26 protein-coding genes are annotated in these 25,576 nt (G+C 68.3%); 17 read left to right on the forward strand and 9 right to left on the reverse strand.

Translation table 11 applies throughout. From position 1 onward, the window contains the following. Window positions 1–7 precede the first annotated feature (7 nt). Complete coding sequence (gene lpdA / locus C8K30_RS22030; protein WP_108495046.1) at window positions 8–1,411, forward strand: dihydrolipoyl dehydrogenase; 1,404 nt, start codon at window positions 8–10, stop codon at window positions 1,409–1,411. A gap of 185 nt (window positions 1,412–1,596) precedes the next feature. Beyond that, window positions 1,597–2,910 (forward strand): site-specific integrase, encoded by a 1,314-nt coding sequence (locus tag C8K30_RS22035; protein WP_233257364.1) that lies wholly within the window; start codon window positions 1,597–1,599, stop codon window positions 2,908–2,910. Between the two features lie 68 nt (window positions 2,911–2,978). Here C8K30_RS22035 and C8K30_RS22040 read toward each other — a convergent pair whose 3' ends face one another. Both C8K30_RS22040 and C8K30_RS22045 read right to left on the reverse strand, forming a co-directional pair. Next, the gene (locus tag C8K30_RS22040) at window positions 2,979–3,191 is read right to left on the reverse strand and encodes a helix-turn-helix domain-containing protein (protein WP_108495048.1); all 213 of its coding nucleotides are present in this window, start codon (window positions 3,189–3,191) and stop codon (window positions 2,979–2,981) included. A gap of 83 nt (window positions 3,192–3,274) precedes the next feature. After that, entirely contained in the window at window positions 3,275–3,919 is a 645-nt protein-coding gene (locus C8K30_RS22045) for a hypothetical protein (RefSeq protein ID WP_146197558.1), read from the reverse strand. Window positions 3,920–4,340: 421 nt separating this feature from the next. On the opposite strand from C8K30_RS22045, the gene C8K30_RS22050 reads away from it, so the two are divergent. The 4 genes from C8K30_RS22050 to C8K30_RS22065 all read left to right on the forward strand — a co-directional run bounded on the left by C8K30_RS22050 (window position 4,341) and on the right by C8K30_RS22065 (window position 7,181). Then, window positions 4,341–5,192 (forward strand): hypothetical protein, encoded by an 852-nt coding sequence (locus tag C8K30_RS22050; protein WP_199230631.1) that lies wholly within the window; start codon window positions 4,341–4,343, stop codon window positions 5,190–5,192. A 110-nt stretch (window positions 5,193–5,302) separates the two neighbouring features. Then, a complete protein-coding gene (locus C8K30_RS22055; protein WP_146197559.1) occupies window positions 5,303–5,866 on the forward strand; it encodes a hypothetical protein in 564 nt (187 codons plus the stop codon). A gap of 147 nt (window positions 5,867–6,013) precedes the next feature. After that, the gene (locus C8K30_RS22060; protein ID WP_233257365.1) at window positions 6,014–6,772 is read left to right on the forward strand and encodes an ATP-grasp domain-containing protein; all 759 of its coding nucleotides are present in this window, start codon (window positions 6,014–6,016) and stop codon (window positions 6,770–6,772) included. 208 nt (window positions 6,773–6,980) lie between these two features. Then, the gene (locus C8K30_RS22065; protein ID WP_108495053.1) at window positions 6,981–7,181 is read left to right on the forward strand and encodes a hypothetical protein; all 201 of its coding nucleotides are present in this window, start codon (window positions 6,981–6,983) and stop codon (window positions 7,179–7,181) included. 826 nt (window positions 7,182–8,007) lie between these two features. On the opposite strand, the gene C8K30_RS22070 is transcribed toward C8K30_RS22065, so the two are convergent. Beyond that, window positions 8,008–8,682, reverse strand: a complete 675-nt coding sequence (locus tag C8K30_RS22070) for a hypothetical protein (RefSeq protein ID WP_108495234.1) — start codon at window positions 8,680–8,682, stop codon at window positions 8,008–8,010. After that, the gene (locus C8K30_RS22075; RefSeq protein WP_146197560.1) at window positions 8,679–10,208 is read right to left on the reverse strand and encodes a hypothetical protein; all 1,530 of its coding nucleotides are present in this window, start codon (window positions 10,206–10,208) and stop codon (window positions 8,679–8,681) included. Before C8K30_RS22075 ends, C8K30_RS22070 begins: the two co-directional genes overlap by 4 nt. Window positions 10,209–10,286: 78 nt before the next feature. Between C8K30_RS22075 and C8K30_RS30460 the strand changes: the two genes are divergently transcribed. Together C8K30_RS30460 and C8K30_RS22080 are read left to right on the forward strand one after the other, a co-directional pair. After that, a complete protein-coding gene (locus tag C8K30_RS30460) occupies window positions 10,287–10,520 on the forward strand; it encodes a hypothetical protein (protein WP_146197561.1) in 234 nt (77 codons plus the stop codon). A gap of 48 nt (window positions 10,521–10,568) precedes the next feature. After that, complete coding sequence (locus C8K30_RS22080; protein ID WP_146197562.1) at window positions 10,569–10,982, forward strand: hypothetical protein; 414 nt, start codon at window positions 10,569–10,571, stop codon at window positions 10,980–10,982. A 94-nt stretch (window positions 10,983–11,076) separates the two neighbouring features. Here C8K30_RS22080 and C8K30_RS22085 read toward each other — a convergent pair whose 3' ends face one another. Then, window positions 11,077–11,568, reverse strand: a complete 492-nt coding sequence (locus tag C8K30_RS22085) for a DUF6326 family protein (protein WP_108495235.1) — start codon at window positions 11,566–11,568, stop codon at window positions 11,077–11,079. 162 nt (window positions 11,569–11,730) lie between these two features. On the opposite strand from C8K30_RS22085, the gene C8K30_RS22090 reads away from it, so the two are divergent. Together C8K30_RS22090 and C8K30_RS22095 are read left to right on the forward strand one after the other, a co-directional pair. Continuing rightward, a complete protein-coding gene (locus C8K30_RS22090) occupies window positions 11,731–12,870 on the forward strand; it encodes a sensor histidine kinase (RefSeq protein WP_108495056.1) in 1,140 nt (379 codons plus the stop codon). Next, window positions 12,867–13,523 (forward strand): response regulator transcription factor, encoded by a 657-nt coding sequence (locus C8K30_RS22095; RefSeq protein ID WP_108495057.1) that lies wholly within the window; start codon window positions 12,867–12,869, stop codon window positions 13,521–13,523. The genes C8K30_RS22090 and C8K30_RS22095 overlap by 4 nt, the downstream gene beginning before the upstream one ends. Before the next feature lie 242 nt (window positions 13,524–13,765). Here the strand turns inward: C8K30_RS22095 and argS are convergent, their stop codons facing one another. The 4 genes from argS to C8K30_RS22115 form a co-directional block, all read right to left on the reverse strand. Continuing rightward, window positions 13,766–15,550: an arginine--tRNA ligase gene (gene argS, locus C8K30_RS22100; RefSeq protein WP_108495058.1), complete on the reverse strand. Its 1,785-nt coding sequence runs from the start codon at window positions 15,548–15,550 to the stop codon at window positions 13,766–13,768. Window positions 15,551–15,641: 91 nt separating this feature from the next. Continuing rightward, complete coding sequence (locus C8K30_RS22105; RefSeq protein WP_108495059.1) at window positions 15,642–16,406, reverse strand: nucleotidyltransferase domain-containing protein; 765 nt, start codon at window positions 16,404–16,406, stop codon at window positions 15,642–15,644. After that, window positions 16,403–17,329, reverse strand: a complete 927-nt coding sequence (locus tag C8K30_RS22110) for a class I SAM-dependent methyltransferase (RefSeq protein ID WP_108495060.1) — start codon at window positions 17,327–17,329, stop codon at window positions 16,403–16,405. Before C8K30_RS22110 ends, C8K30_RS22105 begins: the two co-directional genes overlap by 4 nt. 2 nt (window positions 17,330–17,331) lie before the next feature. Beyond that, the gene (locus tag C8K30_RS22115; RefSeq protein ID WP_199230632.1) at window positions 17,332–18,888 is read right to left on the reverse strand and encodes a pyridoxal-dependent decarboxylase; all 1,557 of its coding nucleotides are present in this window, start codon (window positions 18,886–18,888) and stop codon (window positions 17,332–17,334) included. A 166-nt stretch (window positions 18,889–19,054) separates the two neighbouring features. On the opposite strand from C8K30_RS22115, the gene C8K30_RS22120 reads away from it, so the two are divergent. The 7 genes from C8K30_RS22120 to C8K30_RS22150 all read left to right on the forward strand — a co-directional run bounded on the left by C8K30_RS22120 (window position 19,055) and on the right by C8K30_RS22150 (window position 25,536). Continuing rightward, on the forward strand, window positions 19,055–20,599 hold the full coding sequence (locus C8K30_RS22120) for a helix-turn-helix transcriptional regulator (protein ID WP_199230633.1): 1,545 nt from the start codon (window positions 19,055–19,057) through the stop codon (window positions 20,597–20,599). After that, complete coding sequence (locus tag C8K30_RS22125; protein ID WP_199230634.1) at window positions 20,599–20,994, forward strand: signal peptidase I; 396 nt, start codon at window positions 20,599–20,601, stop codon at window positions 20,992–20,994. Before C8K30_RS22120 ends, C8K30_RS22125 begins: the two co-directional genes overlap by 1 nt. Before the next feature lie 107 nt (window positions 20,995–21,101). Continuing rightward, entirely contained in the window at window positions 21,102–21,818 is a 717-nt protein-coding gene (locus C8K30_RS22130) for a response regulator transcription factor (RefSeq protein ID WP_108495063.1), read from the forward strand. 156 nt (window positions 21,819–21,974) lie between these two features. After that, window positions 21,975–23,216: a cytochrome P450 gene (locus C8K30_RS22135; protein ID WP_199230635.1), complete on the forward strand. Its 1,242-nt coding sequence runs from the start codon at window positions 21,975–21,977 to the stop codon at window positions 23,214–23,216. Window positions 23,217–23,247: 31 nt separating this feature from the next. Next, window positions 23,248–23,472, forward strand: coding sequence for a ferredoxin (locus C8K30_RS22140; protein WP_108495064.1), 225 nt, complete (start codon window positions 23,248–23,250; stop codon window positions 23,470–23,472). After that, a complete protein-coding gene (locus C8K30_RS22145) occupies window positions 23,469–24,716 on the forward strand; it encodes an NAD(P)/FAD-dependent oxidoreductase (RefSeq protein WP_199230636.1) in 1,248 nt (415 codons plus the stop codon). The genes C8K30_RS22140 and C8K30_RS22145 overlap by 4 nt, the downstream gene beginning before the upstream one ends. Further along, window positions 24,700–25,536: an SDR family oxidoreductase gene (locus tag C8K30_RS22150; protein ID WP_233257366.1), complete on the forward strand. Its 837-nt coding sequence runs from the start codon at window positions 24,700–24,702 to the stop codon at window positions 25,534–25,536. Before C8K30_RS22145 ends, C8K30_RS22150 begins: the two co-directional genes overlap by 17 nt. Window positions 25,537–25,576 lie beyond the last annotated feature (40 nt).

Here is a 25,576-nt window from a genome sequence, read left to right on the forward strand (position 1 = left end):
TTGACCCATGGCTTCCCACTACGACGTCGTACTCCTCGGCGCGGGCCCCGGCGGCTACGTCGCCGCCATCCGCGCTGCCCAGCTCGGTAAGTCCGTTGCGATCATCGAGGAGAAGTATTGGGGTGGTGTCTGCCTCAACGTGGGCTGCATCCCCTCGAAGGCCTTGCTCCGCAACGCTGAGCTGGCGCACATCTTCACTCACCAGAAGGACTTCTTCGGCATGTCCGGAGACGTCACGTTCGACTTCGGGAAGGCCTGGGACCGTTCGCGCACGGTCGCGGACGGCCGGGTCAAGGGCGTGCACTTCCTCATGAAGAAGAACAAGATCACGGAGCTCGACGGCCGCGGCACCTTCCGCGACGCGAACACCATCGACGTGGCCCTCAACAAGGGCGGCACCGAGACCGTGACCTTCGACAACGCGATCATCGCGACCGGCTCCGAGGTGCGCCTGCTGCCCGGCGTCGAGCTGTCCGAGAACGTGGTCACCTACGAGAAGCAGATCCTCACGCGCGACCTGCCCAAGTCGATCGCCATCGTCGGCGCCGGCGCGATCGGCATGGAGTTCGGCTACTTCCTGAAGAACTACGGCGTGGACGTCACTATCGTCGAGTTCCTCGACCGTGCGCTGCCGAACGAGGACGCGGACGTGTCCAAGGAGATCGCCAAGCAGTACAAGAAGCTCGGCATCAACGTGCTGACCTCGACGGCCGTCCAGACGGTCAAGGACAACGGCTCGTCCGTCACGGTCTCCTACAAGGGCGTCAAGGACGACAAGCCGGGCGAGCTCGTGGTCGACAAGGTGCTCATGGCCGTCGGCTTCGCGCCGAACGTCAGCGGGTTCGGGCTCGAGAGCACGGGCGTGCAGCTCACCGACCGCGGCGCCATCGCCATCGACGACTACATGCGGACCAACGTGCCGCACATCTACGCCATCGGCGACGTCACCGCCAAGCTCATGCTGGCGCACGTCGCGGAGGCGCAGGGCGTCGTCGCCGCGGAGACCATCGGCGGGGCCGAGACCCAGACCCTCGGCGACTACCGCATGATGCCGCGTGCGACGTTCTGCTCCCCGCAGATCGCGTCGTTCGGCCTCACCGAGCAGCAGGCCAAGGACGAGGGCTACGACGTGAAGGTCGCCTCCTTCCCGTTCATGGCCAACGGCAAGGCGCACGGTCTGGGCGACCCGACCGGCTTCGTCAAGCTGGTCGCCGACGCCAAGTACAACGAGATCCTCGGCGCGCACATGATCGGCCCGGACGTCTCGGAGCTCCTGCCCGAGCTGACGCTGGCGCAGAAGTGGGACCTCACGGCCGACGAGATGGCGCGCAACGTGCACACGCACCCGACGCTGTCGGAGGCTCTCCAGGAGTCGATCCACGGCATTGCTGGGCACATGATCAACTTCTAGTTGGTCGCTCGGCCGCCCTTGGGCGGTCGGCCTGGTCAGAGGCCCGGATCCGTGGAATTTCGCGGGTTCGGGCCTCTTTGCGTCCTGGGGTGTCGTGGACACCTATGGACGTGAACGGTCCGAAATTGCCGCCACTTATGGCACGGGGGTGGCACGACGACGGACACGAACCAGGAGGTTGACCGATGGGAATGACCAGGAGCGATACGACGACCAGGCAGCGTCGCGAGGCGTGGGGGAGCCTGCGGAAGCTGCCCTCGAAGCGCTGGCAGGCTCGCTACACGGGACCGGACGACAAGACCTACTCGGCGCGGACCGAGGACGACAAGCCGCTGACGTTCCTCACCAAGGGCGACGCTCGCGAGTGGCTCAACGGGGTGCACGCGGCCATCAGCCGAGGGGAGTGGCTCCCGCCCGACGAGGCTGTCCGACGGCGTCGGGCAGCCGCTGAGGCCGCAGCCGCGCGGGACGTGACCTTCCGTGAGTACGCCGAGCGGTGGCTGGAGCGCATCGCGACCGAGCCCGGCAAGGGCGGCAAGCTCCGCCGGCCGGGGACCGTGATCGCGTACCGAGGGCGGGTGCGCAACTACCTCATGGCGCCGCTCGGGGACGTGAAGGTCCGGGAGATCGACACCGAGCGGGTGCGTGCGCTCGTGATCAAGCTCGTCGCCATGCCTTCGGTACTCAAAGAGGACGCCAAGCACAACGGGATCGCGGGCGACGCCGTCGACGTGCTGAAGATGATCCTCCGGGCGGCGGTGCGTGACGGGCTGCTCGCGAAGATGCCGGACGTGCCGACGCCGACCCGCAAGTCGGTGCGGCACGACGACGCCCACACCCCCGAGGACGACGTCGCTACGCCGACTCAGGTCGACGCGCTCTACGAGGCCGTGCCGCAGCCCTGGCGGATCGCCGTGCTGTTCGCGGCGTGGTGCCAGCTCCGGCGCGGGGAGGTGCTCGGTCTGCAGCGGCACGACATCGTCTGGAACGGCGACCGGACCGCGGCGACGCTGTATGTGCGGCGGCAGAAGAACGGGAGCACGGGCAAGCTCACGGATCCGAAGTCGGACAGCGGCCTCCGGTCGATGTCTGTCCCGCCGCTCATGATCGAGCGACTGCGCGAGCACCTCGACCAGCACGTGGGGCGAGCACGGACGGCGCCGGTGGTGCCGGGTGAAGCGCGGGGTAACCAGTACCTGTCGGCGTCGCGGTGGAACGGCATCTGGGCGGCCGCTCGGGGCACGGTCGCGAGACTTCCGAACGGCTACCGGTTCCACGACCTGAGGCACACGGGGCTGACCCGGATTGCGCAGGAGGGAGCGACCCTGGCCGAGCTCATGCGTCGTGGCGGGCATGCCGACGTGAGTGTGGTGCTGCGGTACCAGAAGGCGACGATGGCACGGGACATCGAGCTCGCCGCGCGGATGAGTGTGACTGCGGGGGAGGAGATCCGGCTGGAGAAGGAACGCATGAACACACCGGAGGGCGACGCTGCCTGACGCATGAACAGCTGGGCCCGCGCCGGTGCGGGCCCAGCGGTTTCCGCAGTCGTTGGCCAGCGGGTGTTTCACGCGGAGTGTGCTGAGGGGATCGTGACCACCAGGCGTTGGGTCAGCTCGTTGAGATCTACCCGGATGAGACGGCCGACACGGTATCCAGTGATAGTGCCGTCTGCGATGCGGCGGCGCAGCGTCTTGGTGGACACGTGGAAGTGCGCAGCGGCCTCGGCGAGCGGGACTAGCTGGGCATGATGCGCTGAATCCAGGTTTGTGGGCTGCATGATCGCTCCTCTGGTCGTTCCGGCTTCACGCCATAGGTGAGAAGCGGCCCCCGGAACTCAGCGGACCGATGGTTCGCGGGTAGTCAGCCCTCAAGCACCGGGATCGTCACAATGTCGCGCTGGGCGCACTCGCTACCCATCAACTCGGCGAGCCATCCGAGTCGGCGCAGTTCGCGTTCCGTTGTCGCTACCTCGTGCTCACCGAGGGCCGAGGTGACGTGTTCGAGTGCGAGTCCAAACTCGGCGACTGCGAGGTACTCCCTGATCGCGTCGCGGTCGGGCGCCGGGATGTGTTCGCCTTGCACGCGCAGGATGCGTTGGATCTCGCGCTCCAGATAGGCGTAGTACTCGGGGCGCCACTCGTTGTCGCCGTCGCTCTCTTCGAAGAGCTCACGGGTCAACAGCATCGGGCTGGCCCAGCGAAGGAAGTAGGCGGTGACCGCGTTCGGGTCCGAGACGTCGGTCGCTAACCACTCACGGGCAACCAGCTTGGTCAGTGCGGCCGCCAGTTTCGGCGCGCTCAGTCGTGGGGCGTCATCGATGTCGGTGAGTTCTGCCCAGAGGATGTAAGCCGCATCCGCGTGTGTCGCGGTGGCGGGGACGCGGCGATACACGTCACCCAACGTATCCATCCCGATGTCATAGGTATCGCACCCTGGCGCCAAGACTCGTACCGCCACGTCTGTCATGAGGGTGTTGAGCACGCTGTCCGGATCGAGTGAAGCCACGTCCCAACGCTATCCGCGATGTTGATGGTCCCTGACCTCAGTGCGGACGGGACGTCGTCGGCCTTGTGTTCGGCGATCGTCGGCAGCGCCGAGCCGCAGCGAGGAGCGTTTGTGATGCCAAGGACCGGGCGCGTCTTCTCTCCAAGCGGTCGTGGGCCGCAATTCGCTCGGTCCTATACGGTGAGCTCGATGAGCGCGCATCGAGCTGCGCGTTTCCTGCCGGCTTAGGTCCGAACGGTATCGGTCACCCTCGACACGACGGCCGAGGTGAGCCCTAGACTCCCGGCACATGGCTGACGTCGTTGAACTCGGGAAGACCACCTGCCCCTCGGGCCAACTCGTGCTGACCGACGGCGGCTACCTCAGCCAGTGGTCGGGTGACCGGCGTCCCGAGGACGTCCCGGCGCGGCCGGGTCCCGCCGTGGACATGGAGATCGGCGGACCCGATGCCAATGCCGCGGCACGGTCGTTCGATCGGCAGCCCGGGACCAGGCTCTATGACATCCCGACCCACGGCGTCGAGGAGATCACTGATGCATTCGCCAAGCATTGCAAGAAGGCGGGGCTCGATGCCGACCTCCAGGTCTTGCCGCACCAGGTCCCGCATCGCGAGCGGGTTCGGCACGCGATCGCCAGCGGTGATCCCACCTTCCTGAACTTCGGAGTGCCGGTGATCTCCGTCGGCGGAATCTCCACCAGCAGCGCGCTTCACGTGACCGCGACCGCCGGCGACTGGGGCTGGGCACAGACCCGCATCGTGCTCAGCGACGCACCGACCGCCCAGACCCGGGAGCTCGGCCAACTGCGCGTCGATCATGCCCGCCTCGTGATCGGCGACGCGGACGCCCTCAGCTCGTGGGTGCACGAGGACCCGATCGATGGCCTGGCCGACGTCGTGTTCTGGGGTCGGGACGAGGCGCAGCTCGCGGTCGAGCTCGACGCCCTGCGCCTGACCGGCCCGGGCGACGTCGGCTACGGCTGGGTGGACCTGCCGTTCCAGGACGCGCTGAACCGGGCGCTCGACCTGGAGTCGCGACGGCGATCGAGCGGGCAGCCGAGGTTCAATTTCGACTTCCGGCCGCATTCGCACCACTGGCAGGTTATGGCCAAGGTCCGCGCGGACGAGCACGAGGTAGGCACGATCTCGGTCGGCGGCGCCGACATCATGATGGCGATGACATCGGTGGGCGACGGTGAGTTTCCCGTGCGCCTGGAACTCGACGCCGCCGGGACGCCCACAGCGATCGTGGTCGTGATCGACACTGAGTCGTAGCACCCGACGCATCACTTAGCTCGAGCGAGTGCTGCCGCTGCTGGCTCCGAACAGGCGCTACGGCATCCAGACCCGGACTGACGTCACCCCCCGCTGTTACGCTCGGCGCCGTGCGGAGCGGAGAATGGTGGCGAGTGCACGGCCTGTATGTCGGAGGCCGCACGCGAGAAAACAGTCATCCGACGTTCGTTGCGGTCGCGCCTGAGTCGTTCTACGACGGGACCGATGAGTTTGCGCCGTTCGGCAACGACCACGGCAGCGACATCCTGGGCGCGCTCGAGGACTGGTACACAACGGGTGGCCAGGATGATGGCGTGCCGCAGTTCCTGATCGACACGCTTGCTGGATACGGGTATTCGCCGTCGGCCCACCTCTGGTCTGCAGACTCCGACGCGGCTCGTGCTTGGGCCCGTGCCGCCGGTGACGATGACCATTTCGTTCAGTCGACGGCGCAGACGGCGGTCGGTGTCGCCGTCGGGCAGTTCAAGATCCGAGGGCATGTCACGTCCGCGGTGCGTCGTATCGGATGGCAGGCAGTCACGTTGCAGCGGACACTCCTCGAAGACGCGTCGACGCGTTATCCCCACTGGGCGCACGCCGACGCGGCGGCGGAGGGAATCGGCGACGTCGTGCGAGTGCTTTCTGTGGCGCCGTCAGCACCTGCACGGGCCTGACACGCGAGGCTCGCTGGCGGGATCCAGCAGCCCAACAGTCCGAGGCGGCCCGACTTTTTGCACGCCTCGGGCCGAAAGGTCGGGCGCCCAGACCTCGCTATATGGCACCCTCGGCGGGTGCCCCGGACGATGCTGTTTCCTTCTCGCATGACGGCATCGGCGGACGCCGTCCGCACGGCCGCCGACGCGCGTGGCCTGACGACGGTGCAGCCCGCGGCGGTCCAACTCCCCGAAGACCTGGCGGCCGACCACCTCCATGCCGGCCCGACGTTTGCCGACACGGTCGCGCCGGCCTCAGGCATAGCGTGCCTCGAAGCACCGCCGACCTGGCTCGCGGACCTGCCGTACGACGTCGTCGGGCGAACTATCACCGCGATGCCCATCCGAGACGCCTGGGCCCTGCGTTACCCGGCGTTCGTCAAAGCCCCCAACGACAAGTCCTTGCGGGCCATGGTCTACACCGACGGCACCCGCCTGCCGGGCGCCGACGCCGTCGACCCGGACACGCTCATCCTGGTGGCCGAGATCGTCTCCTTCACCGCGGAGTTCCGTCTCCACGTCTTGGACGGGGTGATGCACGCCTCGAGCCAGTACGCCGCCCACGGCCGCTTGCATCTCGGGCCCTTGCCCGCCGAGGTCGTCCCCGCTGCCGCCGCGCTGATAGGCGAGGTGGTTGAGACGTTGCCGTCGGCGATCGTCGTGGATGTCGGGCTGCTCGACGACCGGCTCGTGGTGATCGAGGCCAACGCTGCATGGGCGTCAGGCATCTACGTGTCCGACGTCGACGCTGCGCTTGACGTCATCCTGCGCGCAGCCGCCCCCGCCGGTGACCTGTCGTCTCACGACAGGGCATTTGTCCGGCCGGTTCCCACGCGGACCACCTCGATCGAAGAAGGGTTGCAGTGACGCCGGGATCGGCGGCGCTGTCCGTCGAAGTGGTCCTCGAGATCCACACCTCGGTCGATTTCAACCTGTGGCCGACGCAGGCATCCGGATGCGGTCCGTACCTCCGTGCGTCCGGAGAGATGCTTGAGGCCGAGGTTGGGGCGTCCTGCGGCTGCATGTCGACGACGAACGTCCCGAGGCCGGGCAGATCGTCACGTCTGAAGCAGAGATGCGCGAACGTATGGTCGATGTCGAGGGCGATCTGCGAGGCTTCCTCGACCGGCTAGCTGGCTGGGCCGACGAGTACGTCCCGGGACACCGCGCCGTGTTGGTCGCCCTGTTCAGGGCCGCGCTGTGGAGCCGCCCGTTTGGCGACGACGGTCGCTGCGCCTCGACGGCCTTTCTCAATGCGTGCAGCAGACGGCAGTGACCGAGCACACCCAGGACGGGCCGCGGCGTGCATGGCCCCTGGTCAGCGAGGCAGTCGGCGGCGTAGCCGCGCCAACCCCGCCGACACGACGCCGCGGTTTTCGGCCGACTTGATCCAGCGGGGGAGCCGTGACGCGAGCGATCCGTTACCGCGTCCCTGCTCACGAAGGGTCGCGGAGACGTAGCGCTCCAGGAAATCGAGGTGCACTTCGTCCAGCGCCCACAGCACGTTACCCGCGCACACGGTCTGAAGCCACAGGTCCAGGCCGTGGAAGCGAGGGGCGCCAGACTCGTGGTTTGACGTCTCATACCAGACCCTGTGCCGCGCAACCTTGCCGCATCCCAAGCACCGCACTGCGAGAGACCCAGTGCCCGCCGCCGCTGGTCGCGTCACCTTGATCCGGTGTCCGCACGCAGGACAGCGGCTCTGGACGACCACGTCGACGACGGCGCCGGGCACAAAGTTGGGTCCCTCACGTGCAAACCCGCAACCCGTGCAGGTCACCCGGTCCCGGGTCGCGACGGCCATCGCGGCGCAGCGCGGGCAGGACACCAGGGCCCGGTGGGCACGCAGCCAGCGAAGAGGCTCCCCACGGTCGCTGAATCGGTATCCGTCTCTGGTCATGGTCTCAGGAGTGTTGGCCAAGGTCCAGACTCCGATCGGAGTGGTTCGCCGAACCTTCGTGAGACGGTTGGTCGGCTGTACCGGACGTGGTCGGCGGCACCGGGTGTTGTGGACGCGTCATGAGCGTGAGCGGTCTGAATCTGCCCAACGCACATCACCTTCCACGGCCGGAGGGGACTGCCCCAGGCCGTCCACAATGGATTCATCGGTGGGTCTCGCAGTAGGTGATGTGAAGCCTGGTAGGCGGATTGCGGCGGTCGTTCTCCCAAGTCCGTCCGATGTTGATCTCAGCGCAGCAGTGGGCGTCGGGCGTTCGGGCAATGTGAGCCGGGCAGTCCTCGGCAAGTTCCCGCACCTGGTTGGAAGCCAGCTCGAACGCGGGGCGACTCCCGATCACGAACAGCGTGTCCGCAGCCGTCTCCCACAACAGGTGGTTGCGGAACCCGTGGTGCCATCGGCGTTCATGATCTGACCGGGTGATCTCCGGGAATGGCTGCGCAGGCAGCCGCACCGTGTGCGGAGTCCATGAGGTGGCGCGGCCGCGAAGTTCTTTCCACTGCTTCACCGGGAACTGCATGCTGTGGTGCATCAGCACGAGGTCGGAGGGCTGCCCTTCGATCCAGGACCCGCACTCGCCTGTGGCTTGGCGCAGTGGGAGGTGGATCAGACTGCTCGGGGAGCGAGCGGCGAGCCACCAGGCGCATGCGATCTCGAACGCGGAAGCTTTGTCTACGACGAGCTGTGCGGCTCCGCGCCCGGCGCCGTCGTACAGCGGGGCGTGAGCTTTCGGGGAGGCCGGCCGAAGCACGCGGTACGACTGGCCGCCCAGCGTGACGGTGTTGACGAGGGTGCGCCATTTCTGTTCAGCGAGTTTCATGCCTCGCCCCGCAGCCCGGCTGCGAACGCGACGCGACTCGTGCGCCACGTCTCGGGCCACACCTGCGGGAGCAGGGTGATGAGCTGATCTCGCTGTAGCTCGGTGGGCTGAGCGAACTGCGGAAGTGTCATGTTGCGGCCGAGCGCGGCGAGAACGGGGTCGTGGTCGAGCAGGATCGCCAGGTCCGCGATCGTCTGGTCCCAACCGCTGCGGTTGCGCTTGAGCCACCATGCCCGACATCGAAGGTCCGGGTCCGGAGACGACGCCAGCGGGAGCAGGTCGGCGTCCGACCACGCGGCAGGTATTTCGAGGAGGACCTCGGACGCGAGCCGCGCGACACGGTTGGTGCCGGTCTGCAGCGTCTCGAACAACAGCGGGGTGTCGGCAGGGGCCACGCGGCCGGTGAGCAGGCGAAGGCCTGCCTTCTTCAGCGGCGGCTCGGTGCTGCGGACCAGGTCGAGCGCCACCTCGCGGTCCACGGCGCCGCCGGCCTCGACCAGACCACGGTAGGCCCGCGCACGCACAGCCGCGGACCCCGAACCACGTGCGGCATCTTGATACACCGAAAGCGCGTTGCGGCCCTGCTCCTCGCATCGCTGCCGTGCCCACAACCGGACCAGGACGCCAGGATCGACCAGCAGCCGCTCCACGTCTGCGGCATCGAGCAGGTCAGCAGTCAGCCGGACGAGGCCGAGCACACGACTCTCGGCCGACCTGTCGCTCAGGAGGGCTGAGGCCACGACGTCGGGGGCAGCCCGGTCGGCGATGGCATGCGCCAGCAGGCTCTGGACGATGCGGTCGTGCTCGCGCGGCAGCGCGGCGACGGCGTCGCTGACACTCAGCAGCTCATTGGTCAGGCTGTGCCGGAAGGCCATACGCCGGACCGCGGGTGTGGTCGAGCCGCGCAGGCGCGACCACAGTGCGGCTTCTCCGTGAACCCCAGCGAGTGCATGCAGGTACAGGGGCAGGACTTCGGCGCCTCGCGTGCGTCCTTCGATGAGGTACAGGACGGGCACGATCTGGTCCGCTCGGGTTAGTGATGTCCTGCGGAGCACAGCCCTGGTGGCTGCGTCTCGAACGGGCCAGACATGATCAGTGAGGCGGACGGCGAGCATGCGGTCGGCCAACGGGGCATCGGTCCGCGTGAGGATGCCGACGGCAGCTTCCCGGACTCGACCGTTGCCGTGCATGCTCGCGAGGGCAGCGCCAAGGTGGCCGGACGTGCAGAGTGTTCCGCCCTCCCAGAAGCTGGCCGTTCTGAGTGCGTCGCGGTGCCGCCAGAACCGTGCCGTTCGGTCGATCCGAAGCAGTTCACGCGCCGACGCGAGCAGCAGCCAGTCCTCGATCTCCGCAAGCGGGCCTGGGGCACGTGAGAGCACGGCAGCGGCGCCGTCTGAGAGACGGTCGGCGATCTCGGCGGTAGCTAGCACGCCGCACATGATGTCAACGACCAAGAGCGGCGGACGACCGAATAACCACCAGCGAACGTCGGCTGGGCAATCCCACAGCAAGGAGCCTTCGCGCATGTTGAGGAGGACGGCGGGGCAGTCTCCTCTCGAAGCGGTCGTGGGCCGTAGCCCGGCCGATTCCCTACAGTGAGCTCGATGAGTCGACGAGACGCACGCTTCACCGCTGGTCCGTACACGGGCAACTTCCTCGTTGTCGAAGCGAACGAGAGCGGCTCGATCACCGCGCTCGTTTGCGAAGGACAGCCTGGCTCCCTGACCACGATTGGTGACTGGTGGTTCGCTGACATGAGTGAGTGCGAGGTCGGCGTGACTGAGGATGGCTGGGACGTTGAATGGCTCCCTTCGGGGAGCCTCGGGACACTGCAGTGACACGGGCTGCCCTGCTGCCACGCCGGGCACGTTGAAGGGGACCATCCGGTGAAGCGCATCTACCGCCAGCCGACTCCTCTCGGTCGGCATGACCTTGAGCGGGCACGAGCGGAGCGTGACGTGCCAGTCATCTGCGAAGCGGCGATCGCACTCGCTCTGACCGAGCCGGACCGGCACTGGATGGAACGTCAACTCGTCGAGTTGATGCGGGATGCAGACGGCTCGGTCCGCTCGATTGCGGCTCTGGCCGTCGGACATCTTGCTCGCGTGCACGGGCAGATTGATCTTGAGCTGGTCATGCCTGTCTTGCAGGACCTTGTCGAAGACAGCGAGGCTTGCGGCAATGCCGCGAACGCTCTCGACGACATCAGCACGTTCGTTCACTACGGCAATGCGGACGATGGGATCATGCGTGTCGTGGATGCGACGGATGTGGGCGATGAGTACGCCGACCTGGGCTGAAGCACCTGGGCTTCGCGGCTCACTTCCGGGATGCCATCGGAGCGTCTGACGTGCGCCCGACCTTGATCCTGCTGTCGGGAAGGACGGGGACTGTTCACGCTTGCTGCTGGGCGCGAACGCCTTCACGGTCCGGGCCGGTCGCCAGGTTCGTCGACCGTGCGGTGGTGCGGGGCCAGGTCCAGGCGTACCGCAGGATGAGGGCGAGAACGATCAATTCCAGCACGACGCCAAGGCCGTAGAAGTACAGCCAGAACCCGCCCGCCACATTGAATACCGTGACGGGGACGTAGAGCGCGGCCACGACGAGGTTCGCGATGCGGGTCACGCGGGCGGGCAGCGTCATCGACAGCACGACCATGAAGATCGGGATGGCCATGAGGGTCAGCGCCGTGGTCGAAAAGGTCTGGGAGAGGTCGAACTCGAAGACCCGGCCGTCGAGGATGTCTTCGACGATGCCGGGCGTGAAGAAGCCGAGAATGTCCACGTAGGCGTACAGGAACATGAAGCTTGTCCACGCTGCGGCGAGCTTGGCTCTCACCGGGATCCGCTGGTCTTCCAGTGTGGTGGTGGGCTGACGTGCGCTCATCATGGGCTCCGGTGTTGTGGTGAGGACTGGTAGGTCCACGCTCGCTGAGCCCGGCGGCGGGCGCACCGGCCCGGAGGCCGGAGTTCACTTGGCCGATGGCACGGTCTCTCTCTCGTTCTTTCGGCCGGTACGCCGAGGCACGCCGATCCCTAGGCTGGAGCCGTGGTCACCTTCCGGCGCTCCATCTGGCATGAGCCGCGGCCTGCTGACGCCCCACCCATCGGTCGGCTCGACTGGCTGCTGGTGGGCGTGTTCGCGGCCGCCGCCCTGGTCGAGGGCATCGTTCGGCCGGGCTTGGCCTGGCGACCCCTTGTGACGGTGCTCGCCCTGGTGCTGGTGCCTGCCCTGCTCTGGCGGCGGGATCGCCCCCTCATGGCCGCCCTGGTCGGGTGGGGCGTCGCCGGGCTGCTCTCGGTCCTGCAGCTGACTGCGCACGCCGGGGACCTCGGCCTCTACTCCATGATTGCCGTCCTGATCCTGCTCTACTCCCTGGTGCGGTGGGGCTCGGGCCGGGAGATGGTCTTGGGGACGGCGTTCGTGACAGTCGTCGTCGCGCTGGGGATGTACGCCACCTCCGCGGGCTGGATCGACGTCTTCGGCGGGAGCGTCCTCTTGCTGCTCGTCGGCGCCCTCGCGGCGGTGTTCCGCTACCGCGCGGACCTCTGGCACCGCCAACAACGCGAGATCCGCAATCAGGAGCGAGTAGCGCTCGCGCGCGAGCTGCACGACACCGTGGCCCACCACGTATCGGCCATCGCGGTGCAGGCGCAGGCGGGTGGCGTGGTCGCCGGCATCCAGCCCGAAAAGGCTGCCGAGGTCCTGGCCGCGATCGAGTCTGAAGCGTCGCGAACCCTGGCGGAGATGAGATCCATGGTGCGGGTGCTGCGTGAGGTGGAAGCCGTCGCCTACTCACCGCAGCCGGGTGTCGCGGACCTGCCTGCTCTGGCGCGCGCCGACGCGACGCCCACCGTCGAGGTCTCGCTGAACGGTTCGCTAACCCGGCTGGCACGACCCGTGGACGCCGCGCTCTACCGGCTCGCGCAGGAGTCGCTGACCAACGCCGTACGGCACGCCCGGAGCGCGACCCGCGTCGGGATCGACGTACGCCGGGAGGGCGACGCCGTCAGGCTGCGCGTCAGCGACGATGGACGGACCGAGCCGGGGCCGGCCCCGGAACCTGGGTTCGGCCTGCTGGGCATGGCCGAACGCGCCCAGCTCCTCGGCGGATCGCTCTCCGCGGGGCCGGGGCCCGAGGGTGGCTGGGTGGTCGAGGCCGTGCTGCCGGTGGAGGCGCTGGCATGAGCATCCGTGTTGTCGTAGCCGACGACCAGGACTTGGTCCGGACCGGGCTGGTGATGATCCTCGGCGCGCAACCCGACCTCGAGGTCGTGGGGGAGGCAGCAGACGGGCTCGCAGCGCTCGACCTGGCGACCCGGCTGCGTCCCGATGTCCTCCTCGTCGACATCCGGATGCCCGGGCTCGACGGCGTCGAGGTGACGCGGCGCCTGGCCGGGCCAGACGTGACGGACCCGATGGCGGTCGTCGTGATCACCACCTTCGACCTCGATGAGTATGTCCTCGGCGCCCTACGGGCCGGCGCCCGCGGCTTCCTGCTCAAAGACGCCGGCCCGGAGCTCCTCGTGCAGGCCATCCACGCGGCGGCCAACGGGGACGCGCTGATCGCCCCCAACGTGACCCGCCGGCTGCTGGCGACCTTCGCCGACCAGGCACCGGCGGTACCGGTCCAGCCCATCGACCCGCTCACCCAGCGCGAGGAGGAGGTGCTCGCGCTGGTGGCACGGGGCCGGACCAACGCCGAGATCGCCACCGTGCTCTTCGTCGGCCTGAGCACGGTCAAGACCCACGTCGCATCGTTGATGACCAAGCTCGGCGCCCGCAACCGCGTCGAGATCGCGATGTGGGCATACGACACCAGACGCGTCAGAGCCGATTAGTGGTTACAGATCGCAGCGCAGGCCCGTGGGGTTCGGAAGCCCAGCGATGAGCGCGGCCGGTCGTGGTTGTACTCCTCCCGGATGCGGAGCCCGAACGTCGGCATAGGGGCGCTCAGAGCGGCCCTGACCGGCCCGGTCAAGAGGCGGCCCGAAGTGCGTCGTCACTGCCTGGCCTCAGCGTGGCCAGCCCGACGGGTGAGTTCCGCTGGGGTGGTGGCGACATTGCGTTCCCTACGGACATGTCACATCCTCTGGGGTGCCCGGATGCCGAGAAGGTCCAGGCCGGTGGCGAGGGTCTGGCCGGTGAGGTCGCACAGAGCGAGCCGGTTGGCGCGCACGGCGTCGTCGTCCGCCTTCATGACGGGGCACGCGTCGTAGAACCTGGTGAACGCGGTTGCCACGTCGTAGAGGTACCCACATAGCCGGTGCGGTTCGAGGGCTAGTGCGACGTCGCGCAGAGTGGCGTCGAAGGCGTCGAGGATGAGCGCTAGGGCCTTCTCGGTGGGGTGCGCCGGCAGCGTGATGTCCACCGGCATGACGTTGGCCGCGGCCGACCCGGCAGCCATCGGCTCAAGCTGTGCTGGTGCTGCGGCGGATGCCTTGCGGAGGATAGAGCGGACTCGGGCGTGCGCGTACTGCAGGTAGACGCCGGTGTTGCCGGTCGTGGCGACCATCTGGTCCACGTCAAACACGTAGTCCTTAGTGCGGGTGTTTGACAGGTCGGCGTACTTGATCGCGGCCATCCCGGCGGCGTGCACGACGGCGTCGAGCTCGGCGTCGGCGAAGTCGTGCTCCTTCGCCTCGAGGACGGCGCGGATGGCGGCCTCGGCGTCGTCGAGCAGGTCGGCCAGCCGCACCGTCTTACCGGAGCGGGTCTTGAACGGCCGCCCGTCGGTGCCGAGCACTGTGCCGAACGGGACGTGTTCTGCCTGGACGGTGTCGGGCAGCCAGCCTGCGCGGCGGGCGATGTCGAAGACCATGCGGAAGTGCAGTGCCTGCCAGACGTCGACGACGTAGAGGATGCGGTCGGCCTTGTAGTGGTCCACCCGCAACCGGAGCGTGGCCAGGTCGGTGGCCGCGTAGCCGAAGCCGCCGTCCTTCTTGCGCACGATCAACGGCACGGGGTCGCCATCGGGGCCGGTGACGCCGTCGGTGAAGGCGACCACGGCGCCGTCGGACTCGGTGGCGATTCCGGTGCGGAGCAGGTGGTCGACCACGTCGGACAGGGCGTCGTTGTAGCGGGACTCGCCGTCGAAGTCTCCGCCGTCCAGCAGGATCCCGAGCCGGTCGTAGATGACTTCGAATGCCTTCTCCGACTCGGCGACCAGGTCCCGCCACATGCTCAAGGTCGCGTCGTCACCGGACTGCAGGGCCACGACGCGGGCCCTGGAGCGGTCCGCGAACGCCGGATCGGCCTCGAACTCGGCCCGGGCAGTCTTGTACAGGCCGTCCAGAGCAGACATCGTCTCGGCGCCTCGGCCCTTCCAGGACACTTGCGGGTGCTCGTCGAGGTACTGGATGAGCATGCCGAACTGGGTGCCCCAGTCCCCGATGTGGTTCTGCCGGGTCACGTCCGCGCCCAGATGGCTCAGCACCCGCACGAGCGCGTCGCCGATCACGGACGAGCGCAGGTGACCGACGTGCATCTCCTTGGCCACGTTGGGCGCCGAGTAGTCGACCACTACCCGCTCACCCGAGCGGGGCGTAGTCAGGCCGAGCCGGTCATCGGCGAGCCGTGCCGAGACGGCCGACCACACCAGTTCGTCGGGGACGGTGATGTTCAGGAATCCCGGACCCGAGACCTCGGCGGTGAGTCCGGTCAGGCGTCCGGCGACGTCGGCCCCGATGTCACGCGGGGAGCGTGCGGCCTTCTTGGCGACGGCGAGCGTGCCGTTGGCCTGGAAGTCGGCGCGGTCGGATCGTCGGACCACCGGGTCGGTGCCGGCCAGCTCGGCCGGGAGCACCTGGGACAGGGCGGCCTGTACGGCTGCCTCCACCTGGTCCTTGATCGCCACGACGTCAGACACGCGTGAACCTTCCAATCGGGGTTGTGTGAGGCCCCGACCTGGAATGGGTGGGGCGACGGCAAGTCTAGGGAACATGTGCAGCTTCACCTGTTCACAGCGGCATGGCACGGGCACGCCAACGAGCTGAGACGGTCAGGATCACGCTGCGCCGTGCGCGGTCGTTCTGCCGCCAGAGTGTGCCGTTCGAGGGAGCAGCAACGCCGTCGGAGACGAGGTCGGGCAGTGCCATCGCGATGGTGCCGTACAGGTGCGGCGCGTCCGCGTTGACGTAGCCGAGCCAGTCCTCGCCGGTTGCTCCCGTTGCCGGGTCACGCACGAGGCGCTCGACGATGTCCGCCGCGGTGAACGCACCCAGGCCGTCGACGAGGTCGAGGCCGAGGAGACACAGGGCGCGGACAGCCTCGAATCGCCACCCCTCGTAGGCAACGGCGTCGCCGGTCAGGAACGTGTGGGGGCTGGTAAAGGCGTTCAGGATCAGGCGGGCCTTGAACACCGCGGAGTTGAGGTAGCCCGGGTCGGGTGTCACGGGCGTGACGGTGAGGGCGCCGTCCACGGTCGGAGCAAAGCCTCGTAGTCCGAAGGCGTCGGTGAGTTCGCCACTGGTGACGCAGAGCTTTGCCGGGTAGGCGACCTCGTGGTCGAGTTCGAGGCCGTGCGCCGTGTGGAGGCGCTCGACATCGGTGACGAGCCGGTCCACGATCCCCGGCGCCGGATCGGCCTGCCAGGCGAAGAGCAGATCGAGGTCCGACGAGGACCTCGCTCGTCCTCGGGCATGCGATCCATAGGCGATCGCGAACAGGCCGCCCCTGGTTTGTTGGATGTTTGCTGCCGCCGCCAGGGCCTGCACCGTGGTCACGACGTCGCCTTGCTGTCGGAGGGGAGGTGGCGGGTGCGTGGCCCGCGCCAGAAGTCGATGACGTGCACACCAGTGGGTAGGAGGACGCGCCCGGCGTCGGTGGTGTGCGTCTGTACGAAGTCCTCGATCTCAGCACGTACCTCCGGGTCGGCGACCAGGACCGGCATGGACTTCATGTGCACGACGGTGAACCAGTCGACCGCGGCGGCGGGGCTGTCGGCCAGTGAGATACCGCCGATGCGGCTGTGCGAGAGGCGACCGAGTCCGTCGTCCTCTGCCGCACGTAGCGCCGCGAGCAGCGTTTCGCGAGCAAAGCCGCGGCCTGTGCCGGGGAACGGCGCGATGCGCTCCCAGGCGCGCGTGACCAGTTGCTGCTCTGGCGCGTCACTGTCGAAGAACAGGGCCAGCAGATGCCCGCCATCCTCGACGAGGTCCACGATCTCGCGTACGAGCTGGTGTGCTTCCTCGACACCGGCGTCCAGGTCGGGGCGAATTCGGATGCCCTGAGAAGTGAGGGTCTCGAAGCAATCCCCGATGGGGTACGACAGCGACCAGAACGCGCCGACGAGGTCGTACTTCTCACCAGCAGTGTGCAGGGCATGGACAGCGGTGGTGATGTCGGTGTGGGTCGCGGTTGCCTGCGGGTACCGCGCCGTGAACTTGTTGATCATGGGCGCACCGGAGTCGATCCCGTGGAGTGCAGCGGCGTACGGGGCGATCGCTTCGGTGACACGGCCGGTACCGCAGCCGAGCTCAAGCATGCGCAGCGTGGCGGACTCCGGTACGGGTCCGTGCTGGTCACGCATGATCCGTCGGACGAGGTCGACGTCCTCGACACCGTCGAACCAGTGCGAGAGCAGGACTCGGTCATAGACGTCGGGGGCGTGGTAGACGGCACGGAACGGGAGTGTGGTTTCAGGCATGATCAGCGCTCCTTCGTGAAGTTGGGGTCGGCGACGACCTGACGGCCCAGGCTCTCGACGAAGTCCAGAACCCCAACGACGTGTCGACGTTCGATGCGCCGGTTGATGCTCATGAAGCGCAGCGGCCGAAGCAGCCGCCCGCGTTCGAACCGCCCGGGATCGGGGATGGTGAACTGGTGCAGGTGCCAGCTGCCGTCCGCCAGGAGGCGTTTGTGGATCTCCGTGTTGACCGCGTTGATCCGCTCGATGTCGGGCATGGTGTGGTCCTCATCCGGCGGTATCCACAGGAATGCCTGCGCGGTCAGGTCTGGGTCATGGAGCCGGACAAACGCGGGCCGGGCGTCCAGTTCCGCGACGAAGCCGCGCATGACCGCCATCCGTCGATCCATGATCGCTGCGAGCCCCGCGCGTCCATGGGCACGCATCATCATCCAGAGCTTGAGCGACGACCATGGCTTGGAGCCGACGAAGGGCGTGACCTGACCGAAGGCGAAGTCCTCCTGCATGATCAGGTCGGAGTGGCTGCTGATCGCCCGCAGCGCTCCGACCTCTCGGGTGAGGACTGCGCTGACCGCGTATGGAACGGCCATGACCTTGTGCGGGTCCACGGTGATGCTGTCGTACAGCTCGATGCCATCGACCAGATGCTTGGTCGCAGGGCTGAACGTCGCGGCGAATCCCCAGCAGGCGTCGGCATGCAGCCAGATTGACGGGTCGGCAGAGCGCACGGCGTCATGCACTGCGTGTAAGTCCTCGACCGTGTGAGCGCGGGAGTCGCCCGCGTAGGCGACTACCGCCATGATCCGTCCCTGGTGTGCTTCCAAGGCGCGGCGGAGCGCATCCAGGTCGTATCGAAAGCCGTCGGTGTCGACCTCGATCACGGCGCTGCCGCACCCGATCCAGGCAAGCGAGGATCGAACACTGTAGTGCCCGATCCCACGCGGCACGACGACGGCAAGTTTGGACGGGTCCGTGATCCCGGTCTGCATCGATCCCGGGATCTTGTTCTCCCGAGCAAGCATCATCGCGATCGTGTTGCTCATCGTCCCGCCCGTGGTCACGACGCCACCCGCCTGCCAGACCGACGTCACGTCCGAGACTGCCGGGTTTGCAAGACCCAGCAGATCGCGCGTCCAGCGCAGGACGGCGATCTCAGCGAACGTCGCGCTGGGCGAGTCGAAGCTCTGGTTGATCAAGTTCTGCTGCGTGAACATCGACAGCAGGCCGCCAGCCAACGAGGCAGGGTCATCGCCGGTGTCGCCGAAACCGAGGAACTGCGGGCTCGCCTCGTTCTTGCACAGCGGCAAGAGCTTGGCCTTGAACTCCTCGATCAGTTCTGGAAGGGCGGTGCCGGTCTCAGGAAACTCGTCGAGAACACGGTCACGGATCGCTTCGGGAGCCAAACGCTCACCGTAAATCTGCTCCCGTCCCTTGAACTCCATCCCGGTGTCGATGACGGATCGCAGAAGGCTTCGGACTTGGTCATCCCTGGTCACCGCGGGTGCCGGCTGATAGCTGCCTATCGGGTGGATCTCTTCACGTTCTGGAGCGAGCGTCATGGCTGGTTCCTCCGTCATCGGATCCGACGTTTCCGGTGGATTCGATTCAAGCCGCGCGTGCCTCGCGCTCCCACGGCGTACTTGTCGCAAAGATGTGGCATCTCCGTGGCGCCGTGCGCTCGGGACATGCATCACACTGATTTGCTGGCGCACCAGGGGGCTGTCCGTGACCGACCGTCGCAATGAGCTCGCTCGACGCCGGAAGGTCGCGGGCTACTCGCAGGAGCGCCTTGCGGAGGCGCTCGGAGTCGACCGAACTACGATCGCTCGTTGGGAGTCTGGCGCGTCGCAACCTCAACCAGTGCTGCGGTTGCAGCTCGCCTCTCGCCTTGAGATGACTCCCACGGAACTTGACCGCCTGCTCGACAGCGAGACTGTCCCGCTGGCCGAGGCGCCAGGGACAGGCCGGCCGAGTGCCGCGGAACGTCGCACGATGTCGCCCGGGATGCACGCTGCGCTCGGTTGGGTCGACGATGTCGCTGGTCTCGCTTCCGGCGAGGCAAGACGAAGAGTCGAGGCGCTGTCCCAAGGCAGCGACCGTCGGCCAAACGCCTTGCCGCAGGTCGTTCGGGCCGACGTTGGTCGAAGCGAGATCGTGGCTGCCCTGGGGAGTTACTACGACTTCCGCGATGGATGGCAGGCGTACTCGGCGCGGACGGAACTTGGCACGCTGACGACGAGCATCGTGACTCGACCGGACTGGCTTGACCTTGCCCTACCAATCGGGAAAGACCTGGATGGCCTTCGGCTCGACACCGCACCGGTTCCAAGGCCGACGCTCGGCGTCGCCGAACTAGACGCGGCGCTCCGGCGGGTAGCAGAGGTCGAGCGTTTCGGAACGACGCTGGTCAACCGTGACCTGTACCGCCTCGTCGAACTGAAGATCGGCCGCGGCGGAATGACCGGGCGCCTCGCACTGACGGACTTCGTTCACTACGCCCTCACACTGGACCTGCTCGAAAACGAACTGATCGACGCCGTCGCGAGGAAGCCTCGGCCCGTGCGCGGCGACCTACCGTTGCGTGACCGGTACCTCCCGGACCTGTCAGCGGTTCTGGATGTTGGCGCTCGGCTGTGTGCTGGTGGCGCGCTTGCGTTGACCGCGATCGCTCGCCCGCGAACATGGAGACACGAAGGTGACTACCTGCTGTTGATCCAGGCGCGGTCGAATCAGGTACTGAACGGCAGCAGACGACTCTCAGTGATACCCAAGGGTTTCCACGGCCCACTCGTCGACATCGCCGACGACGCGCCGATCGGAGCGACCCTCGCACGAGAGATGGAAGAGGAGCTGTTCGGCCGGACCGAGGTCGACTCCACGATCGGAGAGTCCAGGCAGGCAGATCCCATGCACCTCAGCCGGCTCTCAGAACCCATGGCGTGGCTGATGGAGCGGACCGACGAGCAGGTCTGGCGCATGGAGTGCACCGGATTCGGCTATAACCTCCTGACCGGAAACTACGAGTTCGCCAGCCTGGTCGTCATCGACGACGAGGAGTGGTGGACCCGTTTCGGCGGACAGATCGAGGCCAACTGGGAGTCCAACAACTTACGCCGCTACTCCAGTCGCGACCGCATCCTTCTGGATACACTCGCGCACGACCCTGCCTGGAGCACCGAAGGACTGTTTGCCCTGCTCCAAGGCTTCCGACGTCTCACTGAGATCGGAGAAGGGCGCGTCGATCTGCCCGCCGTCGAATGGGGAATCTGATGTCAACGTGGTACAGCGGCAACGCCACTGACGACGCGGATCAGCACCGTGGTTGGCTCCTGGGCAACTTCATCTCCCCGGAGACTCCCGGGGCAGCTGTCCGCAACTCTGACGCACTCGAGGTGAAGTGGGGCATCCATCCGGCCGGCCAGCAACGACCCGAGTGGACTGCTGACGATCAGCGCACCACGATGCTCCTGCTCGTCAACGGCCGGTTCCGCCTCGATCTGACCGTCAGCAGCACTGTCCTTGCGCGGCAGGGAGACTACGTTGTCTGGGGCCCCGGAATCGATCACTCCTGGCAGGCCGAGGCTGACTCCGTGGTCGTCACGATCCGGTGGCCATCCGTGAGGGAGCAGCAAGCGCCGCAAGGGCGGCCTGTGGTGAACGCATAGGGCCCAGCTCGCCGAACCTGACACTCGGTCACCGCCCGGACGGCGCCGGATTCACCCATACCCGCGTACCCTGATCCGGAGGTCTTTGTCCGGATCTGGAGGGGTGGATGGCAGCAGCGTCGGGGCAGGTCGCCGCCGGAACGCCGGTGGCTGGAGTCGGGGGCGGGCGGGTCCTGGTGGTCGCCTCCGACGAGGATGTGCTGGACCTTCTGCTCACCACCCTGGGTCTGGCCGGCTACGACGTCGAGCACGTGGGTAGCGCGCCGGCGGCCGTGACTCGGGCACGTACGGAGCCGTTCGATCTCCTGGTCGTGGACACGAGCCTGCCCGGTCTGCGGCACATTCCCCGGTGGGCGCCGCAGGACCGGGAGATGCCTGTCCTGTTCCTGGTGTCGGGCAGCGAGATCGACATGGTGACGACCGAGGTCGGTTTCAGCGGTGACGACTACCTGAGCAAGCCGCTGCGCGTGGGCGACCTGCTGGCTCGCGTCCGGCTGCTGCTGCGTGGCGGTTCCTCCACGGGGCAGCACAAGGTCCTCGTTCAGGGCGACCTCCGCCTGGACGAGGCGACCTGCCGGGCGTGGCGTGGGGAGCGCGACCTCGATCTGGGTCCGGCGGAGTACCGGCTGCTGCGCACCCTCTTGCTGCACGTCGGGACCGTCCTGTCGAAGGACCAGATCGCGCGCCGGGTGTGGGGCGAGGTCCGGGACGACAACGCGATCGAGCGGCTGGTCTCGCGCCTGCGCCGGAAGGTCGATCGCGAGCGGCCGGCGTTGATCCGCACCCAGCGCGGGTTTGGCTATTCCCTCGTCGTCGGGGACTGATCTCGAGCCCCCGGACGGGGAGACGCCCGGCGGGCGGGTGAGATGTGAGGGTTCGCGGGTCGTATCAGCCGTCAGGTTCGCGTCAGGTTCGCGTCCGGTCGTCGTCAGTCCTGCCTGGTGTGATCGGGACGACCCGATACCCCCAGGAGGCTGACCGTGACCGATACGACGCTCACCGACACAGGCCGGACGCCCGACGTCGTCGACTACCCGACCCCGCGTGATCCCCGCTGCCCGTTCGCCCAGCCCGCGAACGTCCTCGCGACCACCGAGGCCGACCAGATGGCGCGCGCCCGGATCTGGGACGGCTCCACACCGTGGCTGGTGACCAAGTACGCCGACCAGCACGCGCTGCTCACGGACCCGCGACTCAGCATCGACGAGCGACGCGAGGGCTACCCGCACATGACCCGCGGCCGCAGCGTGTCCGCGCAGCACACGCCGCGGCTGATCACCAACACGGACGCCCCGGAGCACACCCAGCTGCGCCGCGTGGTGAACCTGCCGTTCACGGTGAAGCGGGTCGAGGCGATGCGCCCCAGGCTCCAGGAGCTCGTGGACGGCCTGCTCGACGAGATGCTGGCCGGGCCCAGGCCCGTCGACCTGGTGCAGGCGTTCGCGCTGCCGGTGCCGACCATCGTGATCACCGAGATGCTCGGCATGGACTACGGCAACCGCGAGGACTTCCAGCACGCCAGCCACGTCCTGGTCAGCCACGACGCCACCCCCGAGGAGTCCGCGGCAGCGGGCGCCGTCCTGGGCGGCCATGTCGCCGCGGCGATGGAGGCCAAGATGGCCGAGCCCGCCGACGACGTCATGTCCGAGCTCGCCGCACGCGTCAAGGCGGGCGAGATGACGATGCGCGGGGCGCTGTCGATGTCCACCGCCATCCTGATCGCCGGGCACGAGACGTCGGCCAGCATGATCAGTCTCGGCACCCTCGCCCTGCTGCAGAACCCGGACCAGCTGGAGTACTTCCGGTCGATCGTCGACGACCCGAAGGCCGTGGCCGCCGCCGTCGAGGAGCTGCTGCGCTACCTCAGCATCGTGCACACCGGCGTGCGCCGGATCGCGAACGAGGACATCCAGGTGGGCGCCGACGTGATCCGCAAGGACGAGGGCCTGGTCCTCGACGTGGCCGCCGCGAACTGGGACCCCGCCCAGTTCCCCGAGCCCGATCGGCTGGACCTGACCCGCTCGGCCCGTTCGCACCACGCCTTCGGTTACGGCGCGCACCAGTGCCTGGGCCAGACCCTCGCGCGCGTCGAGCTGCAGGTGGCCTTCCGGGCGCTGGTGAGCCGCGTCCCGGACCTGAGGCTCGCGATCCCGGCCGAGGACGTGGACTTCGCCTACGAGGGCGTTGCCTACGGCCTGCACTCGCTGCCGGTGACCTGGTGACCCGCGGACCGGACCGGAGAGGAACGAACTGATGAGTGACGAGACAGTGACCGGGACCCACCGGATCGAGCTGGACGAGCCCAAGTGCGTGGCCGCGGGCCAGTGCGTGATGGTGGCACCTGAGGTCTTCGACCAGCGGGACGAGGACGGCGTCGCCGTCGTGCTGGACGAGACGCCCGCGGCCGAGCTGCTCGACGACGTGCGGGAAGCCGTCGCCGTCTGCCCGGCGGCCGCGCTGCGCCTGGTGGCGCTGTGAGTGACGCGGCACGCGACCCAGCGGTGCGCGACGTCGTGGTGGTCGGCGCCTCGGCGGGTGGCCTGGCCACCGCCGAAGGCCTGCGCCGGGGCGGGTTCACCGGGCGGATCACGCTGGTCGGCGCCGAGCCGCACCTGCCGTACGACCGGCCGCCCTTGTCCAAGCAGGTCCTGGCAGGGGAGTGGGAGCCTGACCGGCTCCCGCTCCGGCCCGACGCCGACATCGAGGCGCTGAACCTGGACCTGCGACTGGGCGTGACGGCAACGGGTGTGGATCCCCGGGCCCGCACGGTCGCCCTGGATACCGGGGAAGAGGTCGGCTACGACGCCCTGGTGGCGGCCACCGGGGTGAGCCCGCGCCGGTTGCCCGGTGGCGGGGGCCATGTGCTCCGCGACCTGGAGGATGCCCTCGCCCTGCGGGACCGGCTGCGGCCGGGCCGGCGCCTGGCGGTGGTGGGTGCCGGGTTTCTCGGTGCGGAGGCCGCGGCGGTGGCCCGTGGCCTGGGCTGCGAGGTCACGGTCGTGGAGCCGGCCCCGGTGCCCCTGGCGCACGCGGTGGGTGCGCAGGTCGGCCAGGTGCTGACCCAGGCGCATCGCGAGCGGGGCGTGGACCTGCGTACCGGAGTCGGCGTCACGCAGGTGTACGACGGCGGGCTGGAGCTGGCCGACGGCACGACCGTCGAGGCCGACGACGTGCTGGTCGCCGTCGGCTCGGTGCCGAACACGGGGTGGCTGGAGCTGGGCGGGCTGCCCGTCGCGGACGGCCTGGTCTGCGACGAGTACTGCGCCGCGGCGCCGGGCGTGTACGGGGTCGGCGACGTGGCCCGGTGGGACAACCCGCTGTTCGGGACGTCGATGCGGATCGAGCACCGCACGCACGCCGGCGAGCAGGGCCTTGCGGTGGCGCGCAACCTGCTGAACCCCGACGAGCCCCGGCCGTTCGCCCCGGTGCCGTACTTCTGGTCGGACCAGTACGACATGAAGATCCAGGCCTACGGGTACCTGCGCGGGCACGACGAGGTCCGGATCGTCGAGGGCGACCCGGCCGAGCGGCGCTTCCTGGCCGCGTACCGCACCGGCGACCGGCTCGTGGGCGTGCTCGCGATCGGTCTGCCGCCCCGGGCGCTACGCCCGTGGCGCCGGCACATCGCCGCGGGCGCCACCTGGTACGACGCCGTGGGCGACCCGCCCGCCGGCGAGACGACGGAGCCACGAGAGGTGGTCAGCGATGTCGCACCGGCCTGACATGCAGGAGGAGGTGGTGGTCGTCACCGGCGCCGGAGGCATGGGCGAGGCCATCGCCCGCAGGATCGGCACCGGCCGCCGCCTGCTGCTGGCGGACTACTCGGACCACGCGCTCCAGCGCGCGGTACAGGCACTGGACGAGTCCGGGTACGCCGTCACGGGCGTGGTCACCGACGTCTCCGACCGCGCCTCCGTGGACCGGCTGGCCAAGGCGGCTGCCGACGCCGGCCGGCTGGTCGCCGTCGTGCACACCGCCGGCGTCTCCGCCGCCACCGCCACGCTCGAGCAGGTGCTCGCCGTCGACCTCGTCGGCACCGCGCACGTGATCGACGCGTTCGAGGAGGTGGCCGCGCCAGGGCTCGTGCTCGTGTGCATCGCGAGCATGGCCGGGCACTACGCGCAGCTGACCGGGCAGCAGGAGCGGGAGCTCGCGACGACCCCGGCCGGCGAGCTCAGGGACCTGCCGGTCGTGCAGGCGCTCGCCGACCCCATGCAGGCCTACATCCTGGCCAAGCGCGCCAACCAGGTCCGCGTCCAGGCGGCAGCGCTCGCCTGGAACCTGCGTGGCGCCCGGGTGAACACCGTGAGCCCCGGGGTGATCTCCACGGCCATGGCCAAGGCCGAGGCCGCCTCGGCGTCGGGCAGCCACATGCTCGGGATGCTCGATGCCTGCGGCATCGGCCGCATGGGCAGCACGGGCGAGCTCGCCGAGGCCGTCGCGTTCCTGGTCGGGCCCGGTTCGCGGTACGTCACCGGGACGGACCTGCTGGTCGACGGCGGACAGGCCGCGTGGATCCGGCACCACATGCCCGTCCCATAGGACGAGCGTCATCCGACCAGCCCGGGCCGACGTCGGCCCG

It is taken from the genome of Promicromonospora sp. AC04, assembly GCF_003058225.1.
Taxonomy (GTDB): domain Bacteria; phylum Actinomycetota; class Actinomycetes; order Actinomycetales; family Cellulomonadaceae; genus Promicromonospora.

Excerpts from the sequence above, each read along its gene's own strand:
- C8K30_RS22065 (WP_108495053.1), top strand. The coding sequence starts at position 6,981 with ATGCGCGAACGTATGGTCGATGTCGAGGGCGATCTGCGAGGCTTCCTC.
- C8K30_RS22095 (WP_108495057.1), top strand. The coding sequence starts at position 12,867 with ATGAGCATCCGTGTTGTCGTAGCCGACGACCAGGACTTGGTCCGGACC.
- C8K30_RS22075 (WP_146197560.1), bottom strand. The coding sequence starts at position 10,208 with ATGCGCGAAGGCTCCTTGCTGTGGGATTGCCCAGCCGACGTTCGCTGG.
- C8K30_RS22140 (WP_108495064.1), top strand. The coding sequence starts at position 23,248 with ATGAGTGACGAGACAGTGACCGGGACCCACCGGATCGAGCTGGACGAG.
- C8K30_RS22070 (WP_108495234.1), bottom strand. The coding sequence starts at position 8,682 with ATGAAACTCGCTGAACAGAAATGGCGCACCCTCGTCAACACCGTCACG.
- C8K30_RS22110 (WP_108495060.1), bottom strand. The coding sequence starts at position 17,329 with ATGCCTGAAACCACACTCCCGTTCCGTGCCGTCTACCACGCCCCCGAC.
- lpdA (WP_108495046.1), top strand. The coding sequence starts at position 8 with ATGGCTTCCCACTACGACGTCGTACTCCTCGGCGCGGGCCCCGGCGGC.
- C8K30_RS22125 (WP_199230634.1), top strand. The coding sequence starts at position 20,599 with ATGTCAACGTGGTACAGCGGCAACGCCACTGACGACGCGGATCAGCAC.
- C8K30_RS22085 (WP_108495235.1), bottom strand. The coding sequence starts at position 11,568 with ATGAGCGCACGTCAGCCCACCACCACACTGGAAGACCAGCGGATCCCG.
- C8K30_RS22130 (WP_108495063.1), top strand. The coding sequence starts at position 21,102 with ATGGCAGCAGCGTCGGGGCAGGTCGCCGCCGGAACGCCGGTGGCTGGA.
- C8K30_RS22060 (WP_233257365.1), top strand. The coding sequence starts at position 6,014 with ATGACGGCATCGGCGGACGCCGTCCGCACGGCCGCCGACGCGCGTGGC.
- C8K30_RS22115 (WP_199230632.1), bottom strand. The coding sequence starts at position 18,888 with ATGACGCTCGCTCCAGAACGTGAAGAGATCCACCCGATAGGCAGCTAT.
- C8K30_RS22035 (WP_233257364.1), top strand. The coding sequence starts at position 1,597 with ATGGGAATGACCAGGAGCGATACGACGACCAGGCAGCGTCGCGAGGCG.
- C8K30_RS22040 (WP_108495048.1), bottom strand. The coding sequence starts at position 3,191 with ATGCAGCCCACAAACCTGGATTCAGCGCATCATGCCCAGCTAGTCCCG.
- C8K30_RS22150 (WP_233257366.1), top strand. The coding sequence starts at position 24,700 with ATGTCGCACCGGCCTGACATGCAGGAGGAGGTGGTGGTCGTCACCGGC.
- C8K30_RS30460 (WP_146197561.1), top strand. The coding sequence starts at position 10,287 with ATGAGTCGACGAGACGCACGCTTCACCGCTGGTCCGTACACGGGCAAC.